This window comes from Aureimonas glaciei, assembly GCF_014643375.1.
Taxonomy (GTDB): Bacteria; Pseudomonadota; Alphaproteobacteria; order Rhizobiales; family Rhizobiaceae; genus Plantimonas; species Plantimonas glaciei.
On the sequence record NZ_BMJJ01000004.1, the window covers coordinates 527,193 to 545,769 of the forward strand.

The following is an 18,577-nucleotide window of genomic DNA, read 5'->3' on the forward strand; positions in this document are numbered from 1 at the left end:
CGCGAAGATGTTCTGCGCAATTCGATCAAGGCGCGGGATCGGGGGCTGCAGGCCCCATGATCCCGCACCATCAGTCTGACCGTTGAGCGCCTGATGTTGGGATCGTCACCACCGTGGACGCAAGAAGCGTACGATGTCATCGATGGTGTCGGGTTGGCGATCCCTGCGCCTCCCGAGGCGTATGACGCAGGATTTCTCATGCGCGACCGCGCAAAATTCCCGGAAGCATCGAAGCTCGACAGGGATACGCCGCCGTCATCGTCAAGAGTTCACGAGCACCGCCTGCCTCAGCCTCGGCCAGTCATAACCGATCTCGACCGCAATTCCCTGTTCCAACCCTGCGTCACCTGCCAGTCGACAACCGGCGTCCAGAAGGCGCCAATCCTCGCCCATGCGCGTCGAGGCAACGCCTGAAGGCGGTCGGCATAATTCACGTTAAGTCGATCAGAACGACGTTTCTGGGGTGCGCCGCCGCATGTCATATCGGGATGGGACGCGCCGACCATGCTCCCATCGACGGTTGCCTGCCGGTCCCGCGGCATTGCAGACCACAACGCCGCCTGGAAATGTCGGTTTAATGCGTCAGCTCTGTCGATCGTCGGGCGCACAGCAAACGCTCCGAAGTCCGACAGGCCAGTCGCATCTAATCAGGTTGCCTCGCCAAAGATCTTCTTGCCTGCCCAAACGAATGTCGCCACAAGCTCCACCTAACAGCTCAGACCAAGTATCGCCAACAAGTGCATGGTTAATATCAGGCCAAAAACACTGCGTGTCAACGCAAAAGCAGCTCGCGCCCGTGCTTCAGCGCGGTGGCGACAAGGGACGCGGGCAGTGCGTTGCGGGCCTCGTGCGGCGTGAAGACGAGGACGTCGACCTTCACGGGAAATGCGGCGAAAGGGGCCTCGGCGATGCGCCGCCGGAGTGGCCGAGGTATGTCCGTCGGCGCGATCACGAGAATGTCGATATCCCGCGGTCGCGCCGCCCGCGGGTTTGCAGAGGAGCCGAAGAGGACGATCCGTTCCGGCATCCAGGCTTCTTGCAAAACCGCCACGACGCGCGCGATCAGCCGTTCGCGCATCAGCCGAGCTCGTAAGCGACGAGTATCAGGACGTCGGTCAGTTCGTCCTCCGACAGGCCGAGGAAGTCTGCCGCATCGTCACGCCGAAGAGCCAGTCGCCACGGGCCGATGCCATCGGGACGGGCGGGGAGGTCGCGCCGACCGTGTGGCACGTCGCCGAAGACAGCGTCGGCGATCACCGGCACATCCACCCCGGCCGCTTCGCCGGGAGCCGCGACGCGGGCGACGTAGTCGGCGCCGTCTTGCCCGATGACAAAGAGGTCGAGCGACAGCGCGACGACCGGGCGGTCGCGCACGGTGAACGGGAACCGCTGGCGAACGAGGTTGAGGACCAGCTCGTTTTCCGCCCCCGGGTTCGGATGGGCGAGACGGTAGAAGGCGTCGGGGAAGTCACGCCGGGCGCTGAAGAGGGCGGCGCCCGACTTGGGCAAGATGGCGTCGACGGCGTCCCGTGCCGCCGCCGCGAGCGTGGTGCTACCCTCGCGCGCCGTGTAGCGCAGGTGCATGACCACGTCGCTGACGCTCGAGAGGTCGAATCGATTGTTCTCCGGCGGCAGCGAGAGCCGCCACGTGCTGATCGCCCCCGCCCCCTCGAAAGGCAGGAGGCGCGGATCGTCGAACGACAGCTGGAACAGTCCTGCATCATCTTGACCGCGGCTCGTCGCGATGGACTGGACGAGCGCCGGCTCGGACGTGAAGCGCGTGTCGTTCGGCTGCATCTCGTACTGGCCGCCGACCTGCGTCGAGACGCGGATGCGGCTCGCGACGAGTGTCAGCATGCAGTTGACGGTCGCGTAGGGGCCGACGACGGCGGGGATCGTCAGCGAGACGGATTTCAGGCGCCGGAAGTAGTGTTGCGGGAAATCCATGTCGAAAAGCCACTCGGGCAGATCCACGGTGCACCCGCCGGTAAATCGCAACGCCAGCAGAGCCGCTGGCGCCACTTCGGCGAGAGAGACGTGCTTCGTCAGTTCGAACTCGCGCCGGTTGCGCTCATGGTAGGCCGCCTCCATGCGGTTGATCTCACCCATCAACCGCTCACCGGCACCCAGTCCCTTGCGCAGACTGTCCCAGTGGCCATAGCCAACAAAGGCGGCGGAAGGATCGCCGAGTTCCCGCCGGAAGGTTTTTTCCGCCTGCCGCGCGACGTCGCAGGCCAGCGCGTAGGCTTGGAAGTAGACGTCCGACACATCGCCGATCATCCATGAGTAGAGCGCGGCCTGGCTGTATTTGGTCTTGAGGTAGGTCTCCTCGAGGGCATAGGCCTCGAGCTCATCCTCCAGCTTGTCGCGCTCCCGCTCGGCCAAGGCCTTGGCGATTTCCGCCTGCACGATACGGGCGTCGATCGCCGTCGCCTCGAGGCCGGCGAGGGTGGCCTGGTTGTCCCAGTCCTCGGTGCGGCGCTGGAGCTCGGCCTTCACCTTCATCTGGCTCGCCGTCTTCTCCAGGGCGCGGGCGTAGGAGGAGAGCGTCTTGACGGCGTTCTCAGCCGAACTCGATACCTTCTGGCCGCTGAAGATGTTGGAGACGACATGCGGTGAGCCACCGAAACCGGAGCCGCCGAGGAGGAAGTCGGGGATCAGCGCCAGACCACCGGCGAGCGTGTAGCCGACGGCGATCGCCGCCTCGAAGCCGAGCGACGTCCAGCCGAGGTCGAGGGCGGCCGTCTCGCTGCCAAGCATCCGCTCGCGGTCGCGATAGAAGCGCTCGCGCTCGGCGGCGACGGCGCGACCGGCCTCGAGGGCGACGATCTCCTGCGCCGCCTCCTTCATGCGAAGATCCAGCACCTCGCGGCGAAGCGACTGGATGGTGACGACCGCCGTCGCGCGAATGACCGAGAGCTCCTCGGCGTCTCGCTTCTCCAGCGCTCCGAGAAGGCGCTCGCCGAGCCGCTGGACTTCCCCGGTCATCTGCCGGGCGAGGCGGACCATCGTGTCAAAGCGGTAGGGCGTTCCCGGCGCCGACCCGGCCCCGGCGACGGTGGAAATGTCGATTCCCGCCGCGGCCGCTTTCACAAGCAGGGCCGGGTCGATCGGCGGCGCAAACAGGGCGAGAACGCGCTCGACCCCGCCGATCGTGCGGCAATGGCGGATGTTGAACAACCTCTCGCCGATCGTCTCCCAATATTTCGTGAGCCGGTCGTTCGGCGGCAGGCAGAAATAGGGGAGAATGACGTCGCCGATGGGCGGCGGCTGGGCGACCGGCGGCAGCTGACCACCCGCCGCTGGACCGACCACGGCATCGACGCCGGCCAGGACGTCCTGATTGCCAAGAAGGTCGAGCGCGCCGTCTGCGGCCAGTTCGGCATAGCTCTTGTCGGTGCGCGGCAGCGCCGGGACCCGGATCGGCGGATCGCCCATGATCTCCGCCGCGAGGAGGTAGAGGAGCGCCGCCTCGTCGATCGCCTCGAACGTGTCCTGGCGGTAGCGCTGGTCCGCCTGCGCGATCAGCGTGTCGAGATAGCGCATCACCACGGCGCGCTGATAGGCGACCGGCCGGTAGCGCGCGACGAGATGCGGGTTGAAGGGCGAGTTCGCCCAGGCCGTGATGGCCTCGGAGAACTCGTCGACATGCTGGACCAGGTTCTCGACCCGCTGCTTGCGATAGTCTTCCGCCGTGTGGTCGAAGAACGGCTTGGTGATCCAGTAGCGCTGCGGCGAGGGCAAAGGATCGGTCGATCTCGGGTCGAAGATCTTGTGGAAGAAACGGAAGGCGTCGTCGAATTTCTGGTTCTCGGCAAGCCGGATCGCCAGATAGAAGGGAATGTGGAAAAACAACTCCCAGTTATAGATCGAATACGCGCCGGCAAACGAGAAGTCGACCACGTCGCGTGCCGCGGCTGGTGCCGGTCCGTGCGGAGCGATGGGAGCGTAGCTGCCGAAGTTGAAGGTGTTGGGCGGATAGAAAGTCTCGGGCCTGGTCTGAATCTCGCGGTTGAGAAAGCCGTCGATGCCAAGCCGGTTCAATTCGCGCACGAAGAGGTCGGCATAAGGGTGGGTGAAGGGATAGAATGTGTAGACTGGCTGCTGCGGATTGAGCGTGTAGCCGTCGTAGATGTCGCGCCACTCCGCCTTTACGAAGAACGAGCGGGCCTTGTCCTGGTAGATCATCGACGGGCGCGCGCCGGCCAGGATGGGCGCGACCACCTCGAATGGCGCTCGCGCAGCCTGCAGCAGCGAAAGCGTGTCGTAGTAGCTGGTGCTGATGTTCAGCGTCGCGGCGTTGGCCTCCTGCGCGTCGTTGTTGCCGAGGCGGTTGTAGACGTGATGCATGCCCAGCGGTCTCGGTGCGCTCGGCATCCTTTGGGCGGGACTGAGCGGTTGGATGGCGCGACCGTCTTCGCCGAAGTTGTCGCGCACATAGGCCCAGGACGAGGTAAGGCCGGTCGTGTCGGTGTCGGGATAGTAGTAACTGGCGTAGAGCGGCCGCAGGTGGACCGCTTTCACCGCTCCATCGAAGACGAAGGATGACGAATGCCAGGGCCGGAAGCTCTGGTTGAAACGCGTGCGGGTGCGGTAGCTGAAGGAATAGGCATCGCCGGCCTGCTCCAGGAAAGTCCGGTCGTTGAATTCGCGGGAGGTCGACAGGAAGACGTCGAGCCAGAGCGAGTTGTCGGCTGGCTTGTAGCGGGGGCGGAGATGATAGGACGAGTGCGGCCGCGTCCAGGGATGGATCAATGGCTGGCTCGAGGTCCGCCGGGCGCTCCAGCCATCCTTGGCCTTTGCCGTCCAGCACAGCTTCACCTCGAGCACCTTCGCCGGCTCGGGGTTGCGGGTGGACTTGGTGTTCATCTGTGCCGGCGGGTTCTTGACCACCCGTTCCGGTTTCTCGGCAATCTCCAGCCAGAAGATATGCAGGCGGCGGTTGTAGACGACCGGAATCGCATGCTGACCGACGATGTCGACATCGAGCCGCTCCCATGGCGACCAGTAATCATAGTCGAAATCGAAATAGCGATAGTAGTGCGTGTGCGGCGCCGACCGGTTGCGCGCGACGACGTGCAGCCGCGTGTAGGGCGAGGGGAGTTCGTAATAGACGCCCGTCACCTCGACGTCGGCGACGTCGCGCAGCTTTTCGAGATACTTGCGGACGGCGCCCTCGGCCTGCTCGGCCGTCAGGTCGTTCTGGAGGACGTCGCTTTCGAGCTCGCGGAAAAAGGGGGTCTTGTCGTCGCGAAGTTCCGGTTCGATCCAGTTCTCGGGATAGAACAGCACCTTTCGGTTCGCTTCCCAGATCCGGTAGGACTTGCGCCACTCCCACTGCGCCCAGTTGTTCTGGAGATCGGGGTCGACGTCGGGAATGCTGACGAACTGTTGCTCCCGATTGAGGAAGCAGCGCTGCACGAACATCTGCACGGCGCTGATTGCCTGGCGGATGCGAGAGGACGGCTGGCAGGCGCTCATTTCGACGTCGATGAGGTGGTAGCGCGTGACGTCGGCTGCGTTGCGGAAATAGCGGATGTTTGGAACCGTGGCGCCGAGGACGACCTCGGCGGGCGGTTCGGTCCGCTGCGAGCGGTCGATGAGAAAGGCGACGAGCACGTCGCGCCGCTTTTCGCGCAGGCTGTCCTCGACGCCGCGGAGCCGCTCCAGCCAAGCGCTCGGGTCGAAGCGGGCCTGCGCGGCGGCCTGGGCGCGACGGGAGAGCTCGGCTTCCTCCGCTTCCGTCTCGCGCCGGGCGAAGGCGGCAAGGATCTCGATCGGCATGCCGAGCCGCCGCAGGAGCGACAGGGCCGTGGCCAGACGCACCAGCATCGCCGGTTGGGCGTAGCCGCGGTCGGCGACGTTGGCGCCGTGGCTGATGCCGAGGAGAGGGCGAAGGGCGGCGATGTCGCCCCCCTCGCGCTGGGTGAGCAGCGCGATCAGCGCGTCGACGTCCATCGCGCTGGCCGCCGGGTCCCGGGTCCGCTCGAGAATGGCGAAGACGGAAACTCCTTCGGGCGCTGGAAAGGCATCGCGGAGCCCGATGAGCGCGGCGAAGGCGCGCCAGGCGGGCAGCAGTGGCGCGGCGGGGGCGGCGCCGACAGGCAGGTCCGCCGGCGAAAGAATCCCGTGCACCGCGCCGTGGTCGATCAGCCAGGCGACGGTGTCGGCCTCAAGGTCATGCGGCTTCAGGAAGAGGCCGATCTTGTGGAGCCGCTCCGACAGATGGAACGCCTCCGGCAGCGTCGCCGCCGAGATCGGGTCGGCTTCGCCGAGGGCGGGGTCGAGAAGCACCGCCATCGCCGTGCCGCCTCCGGCCGGCAAGCGCTCGAGGAGGAGGCGCGCGACCGCCGGAGCCAGCCCGAAACGCTCCGCCGTCCACTGCGTAACGGCGTCGTTGGCTTCCGCCGCGGCGAGCGCGGCGAGCACCGCGCGGCGGCGCGTGTCCACCGCTGCTTCCGCCGCCGCGTCGAGCTCGGCGGCGGGGTCGAAGGCAGTGGGAACGAGCAGAGCGACAAGCCCGGCGATCACCGCGAAAGGGGCAAACACCCGCTCCACCAACGCGGTCCGCTCCGCCTCCGTGCCGCTCCAGGCACCGTCGACGAGATCTAGCGTCAGCGTCCTGTCCGCCTCCGACAGGTCCGGCCGGCGGGCGAGACGAGCGGCCAAGACATCGCGCAGGGTGTCGCCGCCGCCCGGCGTCGAGGCGGCCCGGATCTCTGCGAGCCGGCCGATCAGGACCGTCAGACCGGCCGTTACGGTTTCCTCGCGCGGGGCAAGGTGCGACTGCGGCCGGTCCTCCAGGAGGTACTGGAGTTCGGTGGCCGGGCGTCCCAACGCGTCGAACGTGTCCAGCGCGGCCTCCAGCGCCGCCGGCGTGGCGAAGGCGGCCGGCCAGCCGGCAAGCGCACGGATCGTCATCGTGTCGCTCACCGTCGCGCCCCGCAGCCGGGCGAACCTCGCCCATCGATAGAGCGTGCCGAGCGAGGCCTCCGACAGCGTGCCGTCCGTCGCCTCCTCGAGCCGTAGAAGGTCTTCCTCGCCGACCTGGAGCGGAGCGAGAAGGTCCGGCCGTGCGGCGGCGAGAGCGCCCCCGGCGAACGGCGGCACCAGGCTGGCCGGCACCGGTCGCTTCACCAACGGGTTCAGGAAGACGCGTTCGTAAAGTGGCGGGACGGGTGTCCGGTCGCCGTTGGGGGTACGCCTGGACTCGGTATTGAGCGGGCCGAAGAAGGCGAGCACGTCCTCGACGCCGACGTTGAACCGGTCTTGCAGTCGGCGGATGCTGCTTAGTGCCGCCACCGCCGCCCGGTCGATCCGCCCCGCGCCGACGGCCGGATGGCGGACGAGGAGGTCGAGCTCCCAGGTTTGCCAGACGGTGTGCCGCTGGAGGCGAAGGAACCGGTGCATGAGGTCGAGTGTCGCCGGGCGGAGGTCGACGATGGTCTGCCGGTCAACGTCGCAGTCGTCAAACGGGCGGCTGATCCTCGCCCGCGGCTCGACGCCGTTGACGGCTGCGGCGTCCAGCAGTGCGAGAACGCCGCCATAGTCGAGCCCGGCCCGCTGCATGAACAGGCTGACGGGAACGCTGCCCGCCCCGGCATCGAATGCCCAGAGGGCGGTTTGAAGGGCGACGCTGTCAGCCGCGACCGCTGGCGCGATTCGGTCCAGGTCCCGAGCGGCGATGCCGAACTGTTCCGCGGCGATCTCGGCCTCCTGTGGCGCCTGGGCCGCCGTCCCGCGGCCGCTCGCCAGCGTCGCCATGATCTCGTGACGCGGCGCGCCGGCGAGTGCGAGGAACGCCCGCGTGCGCGCCTGCCAGAGGTTCAACGAGGCGTGGATCGGCGTCTGCGCCGCGCGCAGCACGTCGTAGGCCGCTTCGCGCGTGTGTTCTGGCGCGGCGGCGAGCTCCTCCGCGGGACGCGTGGTCTGAAGGTCGAACGCAAGGTCGACCGGCGGTACGGCGTGTTCGAGGATCTCGTTGATCAGATCGATCGTGGGGACCGGCACCTCCGTGTTCGGCTGGTTGAGCTTGATGTTGACGATCTCGGGCCGCCGCGACGTGAGGACGTCGAGCACGGTCGTTCCCGGCTGCCGCGCCGGCTTCGTCGACAGGAAGCGCAGGAGGTCGGCAAGGTAGGCGGCGGGACTGTAGAGCGACAGAGCCGCCGGACAGTCGCAATAGTCGAGCGTGCCGAACAACGTTTCGATGTCGGGCACTTCGGTGCGGAACTCCTCGATCTCCGCCTCGCTGTAGAGGAAGCTCGGGATCACGGCCGGATTGTTCTTCTGGAAGTCGAAGCGGAACTGGGCGATCTTGGCGACAATTCCGGCGTGCCGGCTCTCGGCGCGGCGCATCACATGCCGCGCGTCGGCGATCGCGACGCCGCGGGCGGACAGCGCGTTGACGACGTTGGTCTCGCCGGCCCGCACCACCTCCGTCGCGCCGAGCAGGCGCGCCTCGACGAGGGCCGCCCCCATCTCCGCGCTCGGCGCGATGCGGCGGACCCGCTGGAGCGCCCGCGCGGTGGCGAGGCCGTCGGCATCGAGGGGCTCCCCCACCTCGGCGTTGAAACGGGTGAGATTGTCGCTTGCAAGGTCGAGCGTCGGGTGGTCGTCGAGCACCTTGGCGACGGTGTCGATGGCGTTGACTGGCCCGCGACGGCGAATCTCGGCGACCAGCGCCACGTCCGGGAACAGCCGCTGCGCCTGCTCGTGCAGCGAGGCGGCGTACATGTCGGCGCGCTCGCTGTCGTCGGTCGCGTCAGCGAACGGAGGCGGTTCGATCCCTTCGGCATCGATCAGGGCGGACCAGTCGGCCCGGCTCATCTTGGCAAGTGCGCGTGGCGCGTCGATGGCATTGCGCCGGGTCAGGGCGTCCATCATGGGTGGATGGTTGCGCGCGATCGCAGCGACATCCACCGTGCGGCGGAGCCGCTCGGCGTCGGGCGCGGCGATGCCCTCGTCCGGCAGCGCCGACCAGAAAGCATCCGACAGTCCGCCCATGGTGGAGAACGTCCTTGCCACCCTCCGCGCCGCATCGCCGCCGATGGCGGCCCGGCCGAGCACTGCGCCGAGCGAGCCGTCACCGACGAGGAGGGGGGCGGATAGGGTGAGGTCCACCCTGCGCTCGGCCAGACGGGTTGCCAGCGCATCGATCTGAGGCAGCAGCGAACGCGGGACGATGTTGCGTTTGACGGCAATGCGGACCGCCTCGTCCCGCACCGCGTCCGGAAGCAGGCCGATGCCGAGCGCGAGGCGCGGGACGAGCACCGCGATCGTCTCGTCCCAGTCCTCCGGCTGGTCGGGGAACGGGTCGCCCGGCAGTTCGGTAGGCAGGTCGAGCAGGAAAAAGCCGAAGATGAGGTCGGCACCAATCGCGGGGTCGCCGATCGCCCGCGCCACGCGGTGTGCTGCGGCATACTTCCAAAGGACGTCCGCCGGCATCTTCGTGGAACGGGCGGCAAAGCTGAAGTCGCGCCGGCGCTGGCTCTCCTCCATCGCCTCCGGGTTGAGCTTCAACTCGGCGAGGACGGGCACCAGCGCCGCGCGGATCTGCTCAAAGGTCGAAGGGCCGGCGTAGCGGTCCTCTCCCTCGGTGAAATTGGTCCAGGCAACGTGACCGGCATTGTAGACGGTGCGGCTGTCGGCCACGGCACCCGCCGCATCGAGCCGCTCGAGCACCAGGTGGACGCCAGCGGCGCTGCGGGCCGCGACCGGGTCGTAGACGAGGTCGAAAAATCCGTCGCGAAAGGTTGTCCGCTCGGCCAGGAGCTTGCCGGTGCCGAGCGTGCGCAGCCTCAGGCGCACCCCGCCGACGCCCCGCCATGTCTCATCCCGGACGGAACCACGGACACGGGCCTGCTTGCCGGTGGCCACCTGCGGTGCGTCGATGGCCAGCCGAGCGTTGAGGGCGCGTGAGGTCGGCCCATCCACGGCGCCGGTGATCGGCAAACCGGCAGTCCGCTGAAAGGCTGCGACTGCGTCGCGTGTTGTGCGGCCGAAGCGACCGGCGCGGTGCTCTTCGGCGGTGATGGAATGGCCCAGCCATGCCAGCCCCTTCTGCAGCTCGCCAATGCGCACTCCGGTCATGTTGAGACGCAGATAGTTCACGACGCGCGCCAGGGTTTCCGGCCGACGAATCTTCAGCTGCGCCTTTGGCTGCGGCTTGCTGCCGATGATGGAAGTGGCGAGCGACAGCAGCTTCTCGTCTGTCGCCGGGTCCATCTCGCCGGTCGGCTTGAGGCGGTAGCGGCGCTGGAATTCGATCAGCGCCTCGCGCGATGTGGGGCCCAGCGTTCGGCGGGTGATCTCGTCTTTGGCAACCGAGGTCTTCAGAAAACCTTTCTTGGCGGCGAGGTCGAGCTTGGAGTGCACCGCGGCGACTTCTGCCGGCTGTTCGAGCCGCTTGCGCAGGACGAGCCGGTTGAGCGTTTCGGCCTCCTGCGCGCCGATGGTGGCCCGGTTTCTCGACCCGCCGAGCAGTTGGGCCACCGCCGCTGCCGTCTGGGGCCCGAGCGCCGCATCCGCGGTGTCGAGTTGCCGGTCGACGCCGAGATAGAGAAGCGCCTCGTGCAGCGCCTTCACATTGCGCCGGCTGGCGGGGTTGAACGTCGCGCTGATGGTTCGCATGTCGCCTCCACTTCGCTTTTCGTGCCGTCGTCGCTACCAGAACGAGCCGATGAAGCCCGCGGCCGCGCCGATCGCGCCGCCAATGAGGGCGCCGGGCGCTGCGCCGACGCCGAAAAAAACCGCACCGATCGCCGCCCCGGCGGCCGCCCCGACTCCGGCGCCGGTCGCCGTTCCGGCGGCGACGCCGGCGGTTCGGCCGTATTCGGGCGTGACCTTCGATTCCACCCAGTCCCCAGCGATGTTCGCCACCGCGACGCCGCCCGCGATTGCCGCCACCGGCGCCGACCCCGCCAGGACCGCACCGCTGCCGACGATCCCCGCCGCGTCGCCGAGCGTGACGCCGTACTCGCCGGTCTGGATGTGGTTGACGAGGGAATAGGTGCTCAGGATGAGGCCTGCGGCGCCGCCAGCGTAGCGCGCCACCCCGCCCCCGGCGGCCATCACGCGCAGACCCGCAAGGTTGCCCGCCGCGCCTCCGCCCATTGCGACGCGGCCGATGGCGTAGGCCGCAGCGCCGGCGCCTTCCAGCAGTGCAAGCGCTTGTCCGGTGCGGCGGACGGCGACGTTTTCCACATTGGACGCCCCCCAGAAGGTGAGTACCGGCCCTGCCGCCATCAGCCCATAGCCGACGCCGCGCACAGCGGCGCGGTAGCCCGGCTGGATGCGAGGGTTCGCCATGTCGCTTCCGCGCGCCACGGCCCCCGCGGGAACGTCCTCCGGGATGCCCTGGCGGAGGCGGCGGGCGTTGACCTTCTGTTGCGCGGAACCTTGCGCACTGTTGAGGCGGCTGTTCTGGGTACGGTGGTCCTGCGGACGGACCGTGTTGTTTTGCCGGCCGATGTCCTGCAGCTCGACCACGTGGTCGATATCAGTGCCGGCGGGCCGCTGGCCGCCCGGGAGACCGGCTTCGTAGGCGTCGCGCAGGTTCTGGTTGGCGGCGCGCAGATCGTTCGTTCGGCTAGTGCTGCCAGGCGCGCGCGAGCGCGTTGCAACCGCCCGGTCGGTCTTGATGCGCTCATCATAGGCGGCGATCTTGTCGTCGTCGAAGTTCTGGGCGACCTCGTGGATGTGCCCTTCGGGATGCGTCCGGACGACCTCCGCGCCGGTCCCAGTCGTCGAGCCCGCGCCAGGGACCGGCCGCCCCTCGTCTGCCGGCGGCGCCGGGCCGCCTTCACCCGGGGCAACCCGGCGGAACGAGTCGACCTTGAAAATGCCCGAGCTGACCTGCGTCGGGGTGCCGGCATACTCGATCCCGTGGCGGACCGCCCAGCGCTCGAATTCCTCGAGAGTGTCGATCGGCGTATTGGTGACGGGATCTTTTTCGCCAAAGCCGATGAAGTCTTCCTTGCGCTTGTCATCGAGCCCGTTCGGGTCGGCACGCATCACCGGATTGTTGCCGCAGTAGCGGAAGGCATTGAAGCCGGCGCCGATGCCGGACGGGTCGGCGCTCGTCCACCGGCCGAGCCAGGCAGCATAGTAGCGGGCGCCGAAGTAATAGAGTCCGGTCTCCTCGTCCCGCTCCTTGCCCGAGAAACGGAACCGCTTGAGGCTCAGGTCGACCCCCGGGCGCGCCGAGCGGTAGGCCGACGTGCCGAACGGGTGGAATTCCTCATAGGAGACGATGGCGCCCGTCTCGTCCGTCTCGAGCGCCATCGAGCCGAGTGCATTGGGGTGCTGGAAACGGACGGATGGCACGCCGATCGGGTTCGCGGCGTCGGCGCCGTCGGTGTCGACCGTCTTGATGTCGATCCGGGCCGAAACTCCTCCGTCGCCGACATGGGTCGACACCCGCTCGAAAAAGATCGCTCCGGTGTCACGCCGGCGGCGGCGGAACAGCATTACCGCCCCGAGATAGATCCACTCCAGGCGAAGATTGCCCGGCCTGTCCACAACCTTGCGCAGCCGCGCACCACCGACACCGTAGGACTGGAGCATCGTGCCGCCGCCGCCGAGGTCGATCGTGCGCAGCGTCTCTGCCTGGTCCCAGTCGAGCCGGGGCAGGTGCGGCATGCGCGTCATGCGGCCGCGGGCATCGTGCTCGTAGCGATCGGACGGAGGCGCCCCGTCGGGATCTCCGCCGCGCGTGGTGGCTACGAGGCGGTTCGTGCGATCGCCCGCAATCTCGTCGCGGCGGTAGCGGTAGGCGCGGCGCCACCCGTTGCCGGCGCCCGGCTGGGGGGCGTAGCGATGGTCGAGGAAAAGGATGTTGCCGGCGAGGTCGTAGCCGTAGGTCTCGGTATAGATGCGCACTGCGCTGTCGTCGTTGCCATGCGGCAACTCGGGCAAAGCGGCGAGATCGCTTGATCCCCGCGCGATGTTGTTGCCGGCGGCCGCGTGCTCGCGCCCCGTCGCGCGGACGAGTTGGTAGGTCGCGTCGTAGGCAAAGCGCCAGCGGGCGGCCACGACCTGATTGCGGAAGTAGGACACCTGCTCCGCCGCATCGGCGAGTTCGACAAGGTTGCCGGCCGCATCGTGCGTCGCCACGAGGTCCTGGAGGTCAGCGCCGCCGGGGCGGAATGTCCGCTGCCGGGTAAGCCTGAAGGTCAGCGGATCGTAGCCGAAATGCGACTCGATGGCATTGCCGAAGCGGACAAAGGTGCGCTGGCCCTTGGCGTCGTAGGCCTGCCCGTCGAGAACCGTGATCTCAGGCCCGACCCCGTGCGGCTCGACCGCGATGCGGACGAGGAGGCCGCCGACGTCGTAGGTGGGATGGACACGCGAGCCGTCGACGAGCGTCAAGAGGGTGGGCCGCAGCAAGGCGTCATAGCTGCCAGAGGAGGCGAAGGTCTCGCCTTCAAGCAACGGCGCCGCGGCTGCCTCGACTGCGGCAAGGTCGGCCGCCTCGAACACGGCACGCCAGTCGAGGGTTCCGCCGACGTCACGGGCGAGCACCCGCTCGGAACGCAAGGGAATGCCGCGAAAGTCGTTTCCGGGCACGCGGACGAGGCCGGCCTGGTCGAACAAGAGATGGGCGCCGCCGAGGAGGTTGCGCTGGCGGGCCTCCGGATGGCGGTCGCCATAGACGGCGGCGCCGACCACCACCTCCGGACCGCCCGCTTCGGAGACGAGGGTCGCCACCGGCCGGCGGAAGCCGTCATAGGCGATGCGGGTGGTGCGGCCATGCTCGTCGGCGGTCCAGAGAAGCGCGCCATCGGCGGCCATGAACGACCAGGAGCGCCCGCGCTCGGCGCTTTCGCCGGTGATGACGCGGCCGTCGACCCCGACGAAGGCGCTCGTGACCGCGCGGCCGAGCTGATCAAAGGTGGCGGTGCGTCGGCCGGTGAGATCGATCTCGGTGCGGACTGCGCCCACGACGCCGCCACCGTAGTCCGCGATCGCATAGACCGACCGGCCGAGATTGTCGGTGTGGACAACGGCCGGCGTACCGGCATGGCGCGCCGCAAGGAAGGCCGCGCGCGCATCGGGCCCGGCAGGCTCGGCACCGGCCGGCGGCGGACTGCCGCGGTCGGCGTACCAGCGACTCTCCAGGACCGTGTCGTTGGGATCGAACACGCGCTGCCGCCACGAATCCAGCTCTACCCGTGCAAAGGTGCCATCCGGCGAGTCGGAGCGGATCTGCCGGCCGAGCGGGTCATAGGCGTGGACCGCGGCAATGCCCGCCTGGCGCAGCAGGGCCTCGTCCTCATACGCGTCCGTCGCGGAGAAATACGGGGCGTATGCACGGATGACATTGCCTTTGTTGTCGAGGATCGCGCGACCGTTGCCGATGAAACGAGGGTCGGCGTCGACCTCCACGACCGCTCCGTCGACCACTGTCAGCGCCGGGCCTGGCGCCACGCGCGACTTGGTCATGGCGACCTCGCCACCACCGTCGAAGTAGGCGACGCTCTCGTGCCAGATTGTCGCCGGGTCCGCGTGGGTTTCACGCGCGAAGCTTCGCGCCGTGTTGGGTTGGCCGGTTTGCGCAAAGCGGAAGAGGTCATAGGTCATCCGCGTCGTCGGCTCGTCGAGCGTGTCGCCTTCGCCGTCCTTGCCGGCGGTGGCGGTCGCGACCACCATGCCGCGGGCGTCGAGGCGGACGGCGCTCCGGTTGCCATTGGCATCGGTCGCGGCGACCGGCCCGAGCACGCGGTAGTCGTTCTGCGCCTCGTGAACCGACCAGGGGATGCCGAGGATCTCGACCCGCACCGGGAGGAGGTCGTAGGCGTCGAAGGTAATCCGGCTCTCCAGCCCGAAAGGATTGCGCGCGCCGGACGAGATATAAAAGTGCCTTTCCGGATCGGCGGGAAAGAGCTGGGTTCCGGATGGCGTCCACCACCGACCGTCGCCGTCGAGGTCGCGATAGCCGGCGGCGGTAAGGTCCGCGGCCGTCACCCGCCCGCCGTACAGCGCCAAAGTTCCAGGCGTGAAGGCGAGGGCATAGCTCTCCGCTTTCAGGGCGAGCCCGTCCCAGGCGCCGAGCGGGAGAAGGGCCAGCGCGTCGTCGAGGAAGAGGGTACGCGCCTCGCCGAGTGCTCGGCGTTGCGGCACGGCGGCATCGGCATCCGCCTCGTAGGGGATCGGGGCGAGACCGGCGAGGCCGGCCGCGAGTTCGGCGCCGGTGAAGAGGAGGCCGGTGGGCGCGATGCCCGTCACCTCGAATGTCTGGACCCGGAAGGGGACGGGGAGACGATAGACCGGCCGCGGCGCCTGGCGGTCGATCGGCTCCGTCACGTCGGTCGTGGCGAGCGTGATGCGCAGCTGGGTCTGGGCGGCAGAGACCTCGGCGGGCAGCGACGCATCGACGACGCGCCGGCCATAGACGATCGAGACGCCGGTGAGGACATTGCCATAGCGGTCGATGTCGAGGTTCACGCCATGGCTCACCCGCGGATCTTCAACCTGTCTCTCATAGGCAAAGGCGACCGTCTCGCGCGCGACGACGTGAACCACGCCAGACAGTCCTGCCCCGCGGCGCTGGAGCAGACGCACTTCGTGGCTGGTCTCGGTCACGCTGTAGGGCAGGTCCGCTTTGTCCGAGCCGTCGCGGGCGTAGACCTCCTGCCGAAGAGTTGCCCCTTTCAGGGCGCGGACGCAGTCGGCGACCTCATCCGGCGCCAGGCCTTCGGGAAGGAGCGGCGGCGACAGGTGCGGGCCACCGAACCAATGCGCGCGGTGGCGTGCGAGCGCTGCCTCGCCCTCCGGCCAACTCCCGGTGTGAAACCAGGTGCGCGTGACCACCGGTGGCTGGAAACCAGCGGGGCCCGCCTCCTGCGCGTCGCCGGGTACGAAGGCGTCCTCGTCGGTGTCTTCAGACTCGACGAACGCGAAACCGCGGAACTCGCGCTCGCGTTCGTCCCAGTGCCCATCGTGGTAGGTGGTCCGGCTGACGAAGCGGGTCTTGCCGATGTGGTCGATCCGCTCCACCCGCGTCACCACCTGAACGGGGAAGGGGAGGCGCGTCGGCCAGGGCCGGCCGGCCGCGGCGTCTGCGAGCATGAAGCGTGTCGACGGCGCGTAGGCGATGCATGTCTCCGCGCCCATGCCGTTCTCAAGACGCGTCAGCAGGTAAGGCTTCTGCTCCATCAGGCGCACATAACGGATCGGTGCGCCGCCATCGGGGGGAAGCGGGGAGGAAAAGACGAGGCAGGCCGTCCCGTCACCGAGGAGGTCGAGGACGTCGACCTGTGCGATGTCGTCGACTGCGGGAAAGGTGAGCCGCTGCGCCCCGCTCCACCCGTTGCCGCAGGCATTCAGGTAGATGTTTGCGGCGACCGCCCCGTCGCCCTCGCCCTCCAGGTAGACAAGGTCGGCGACGCCGTTGCCGGTGACGTCGGCGAGGCGCAACCGCCGCGCATCGAAGGTCCCGTTGGCATCGAGCAACGGTGCCTCTGCCATGGTCACAGCCATGCCGAACCGGCCGTAGCCGAGGTTGGGGAGGTAGACCACGGAGCCATTTCCGACGCGCACCAGATCGGACAGGCCATCGCCGGTCATGTCGGCAAAGAAGATCGCGGTGCGCGCGTCGCGTCCCGAGAGCGGGGGGCGCGCCGGATCCGCGGGAAAGGGGACGCGTTGCGCCTGCCCGAAGCCTTCGCCAGAGCCGTGATGCCAGACAACCCCGTCTTCGCCGAGGAGGACGACATCCGGCAGGCCGTCGCCGGTGAGGTCGACGAAGCGGACGTCCGGGTCCTCGAAATCAAGCAGGGGCCGTTCGCGCAACGGTCGCAGCGCCTGCCAGCTCTCGCCGTCGCGCGCCCGCATTCCCGGCACGGCGCCGGCCAGCTCGATGACCGAAACGCGGCCGCGGCCGGCGAAGTCGCCGAGCAGGGCGCGGGAAAGAGGAGGGAGCGGCCGCGGGATGTGCGACAGCGCCAGCGGCGGTCCAAGCTCGGCGCGGGGCACGATGCCGGGCCACTGGCTGCGATTTCGGCGGTAGATCCAGGCGCCCGGCGCATCGGAAAGCAGTCCCGGGAGCCCCTCGCCGTCGAGGTCGACCCAGCGCGTCGCCGGCGGGTTGTGCGGCACGACGCCGGTCCCGCCTAGACGGTCGATCTCATTGCCGAAGCGCGCGAGGCTGTAGGTGAACGTGACTGTCGGCCAGGCGGCGGCGGCATAGGCGGCGCCGTCGCGCAGATAGCCGGAGCGGGTGAACGCGGTGAGGAGCGAGCCGAACGCGCCGCCGCGAAGATCCGGCGGTCCGGCGGCGCCGGGGTCGTCGGCATAAGCAAGCTCGGTCGCAGCGACCAGGGTGGCCCCGGCTCCCAGTTCGTCGAAATGGTGGAACATCAGGACGCGGGTGCAGCGGCGATGGCTGCGGATTTCGAAGCCCGAACGGTAGCGCGACCATGGATCCGGCCGGGCGTCCCACGGTTTGGCTGGCGTGGGTGAGGCCGTGACGCTGCCGTCCGGCGCCACCGCGAGGTGTCCTTCGCCGTAGTCGAAAACGAGCTCGAAGAGGAAGTCCTCGTCTCCCGCCGCCCCGACGAGGTGGGACGTGCGATTGCCGTAGAGGACCCGCTTCAGATAGCGCTCGGCAGACCGGCTGCCCGGCGGCCGGTGTGCCTCGGCGGGTGATGGCGCGATGCCAGCATCGTCCTCCGCGGCATATCGGTAGCGGACGAGGTTGCCCTTGTCATCGCGCGTCTCGTCGATGAGCCAGGCGAAGACATGTGAGGGGTGGGCGGGGTCGGCAATGCGGCTCGCGAGCGAAGTACCGTAGACGGACTGGACGTTCGTCGGCGAGACGGAGCGCCAGTGGATGTCTCCATCGGACAGGCGCGTCCAGCGTTCGATCCGGGCGAAGGCCCCTTCGATCCGCGGCCTGAAGCGGTGAATGCGGAACCCGCCGCGGTCCTGCGACCAGAGGGCGCCGGAATCGTCCCGCTCGGGCACGAGATCTTCCGCGCCCGCCAGCATGAAGGTGTCGCCGGCCGGGTCGTCGCGGTAGCGTGGCAGGCCGCGCTCGGTCTTGCGAATGATCTGCGGCAGCGCCAGCGACCAGCCAAGGCCGAAAGGGCCGTTGCCGCGGCCGCTATCGTAGGTGAGCGAGAGGGACGGGGTGAAGCCTGCACGGCTCGGCGACAGCGGCAGCGGGACCGACGCGCCCGCGGAGCCGTTTGACGGGTTGGCCGCGAAAGTCTCGCCTACGCCCCGCAGCGCACCGCCGCTGCGCGGCAGGTTGACGGATGGGCCGGCAGGCTTGCCTCCGTCATCCTGACCCGTGTCGAAGGCGGGCGCCGCCCGCTGGCGTGATCGATCGTCGCGCATGCCGCGATGTTCCCGCCCGCGGAACGGTCAACAGCCGTAAGACGCGTGCCGCCTCCCACTTTACGCGTGAGGCGAGTAGCCTCTGAACAGATAAAGGCGGAAATTTGACACGCCAACGTGATTCCGCGCGGGTGTGCACGGCGGTGACAAACCAGGCCACAGGAGCGCCGGCATAACGCCGAGTGCGGCGGAGTAAAATCCGGCCAGTGGTTAGGCTGTTCTCTTTTGCAGAGGG

General features: G+C 68.5%; 3 protein-coding genes. All 3 read right to left on the bottom strand.

The window, feature by feature from the left end:
• Positions 1-772: 772 nt before the first annotated feature.
• From IEX88_RS11585 to IEX88_RS11595, 3 genes are read right to left on the bottom strand one after another with little or no spacing between them, the layout of a single operon-like run.
• The gene (locus IEX88_RS11585; RefSeq protein ID WP_188850753.1) at positions 773-1,078 is read right to left on the bottom strand and encodes a nucleotidyltransferase domain-containing protein; all 306 of its coding nucleotides are present in this window, start codon (positions 1,076-1,078) and stop codon (positions 773-775) included.
• On the bottom strand, positions 1,078-10,632 hold the full coding sequence (locus IEX88_RS11590) for a Tc toxin subunit A-related protein (RefSeq protein WP_188850754.1): 9,555 nt from the start codon (positions 10,630-10,632) through the stop codon (positions 1,078-1,080). The genes IEX88_RS11585 and IEX88_RS11590 overlap by 1 nt, the downstream gene beginning before the upstream one ends.
• 33 nt (positions 10,633-10,665) lie before the next feature.
• Positions 10,666-18,342, bottom strand: a complete 7,677-nt coding sequence (locus IEX88_RS11595) for a SpvB/TcaC N-terminal domain-containing protein (RefSeq protein WP_188850755.1) — start codon at positions 18,340-18,342, stop codon at positions 10,666-10,668.
• Positions 18,343-18,577 lie beyond the last annotated feature (235 nt).

Coding starts and splice junctions, on each gene's coding strand:
- IEX88_RS11595 (WP_188850755.1), bottom strand. CDS start 18,342: ATGCGCGACGATCGATCACGCCAGCGGGCGGCGCCCGCCTTCGACACG.
- IEX88_RS11590 (WP_188850754.1), bottom strand. CDS start 10,632: ATGCGAACCATCAGCGCGACGTTCAACCCCGCCAGCCGGCGCAATGTG.
- IEX88_RS11585 (WP_188850753.1), bottom strand. CDS start 1,078: ATGCGCGAACGGCTGATCGCGCGCGTCGTGGCGGTTTTGCAAGAAGCC.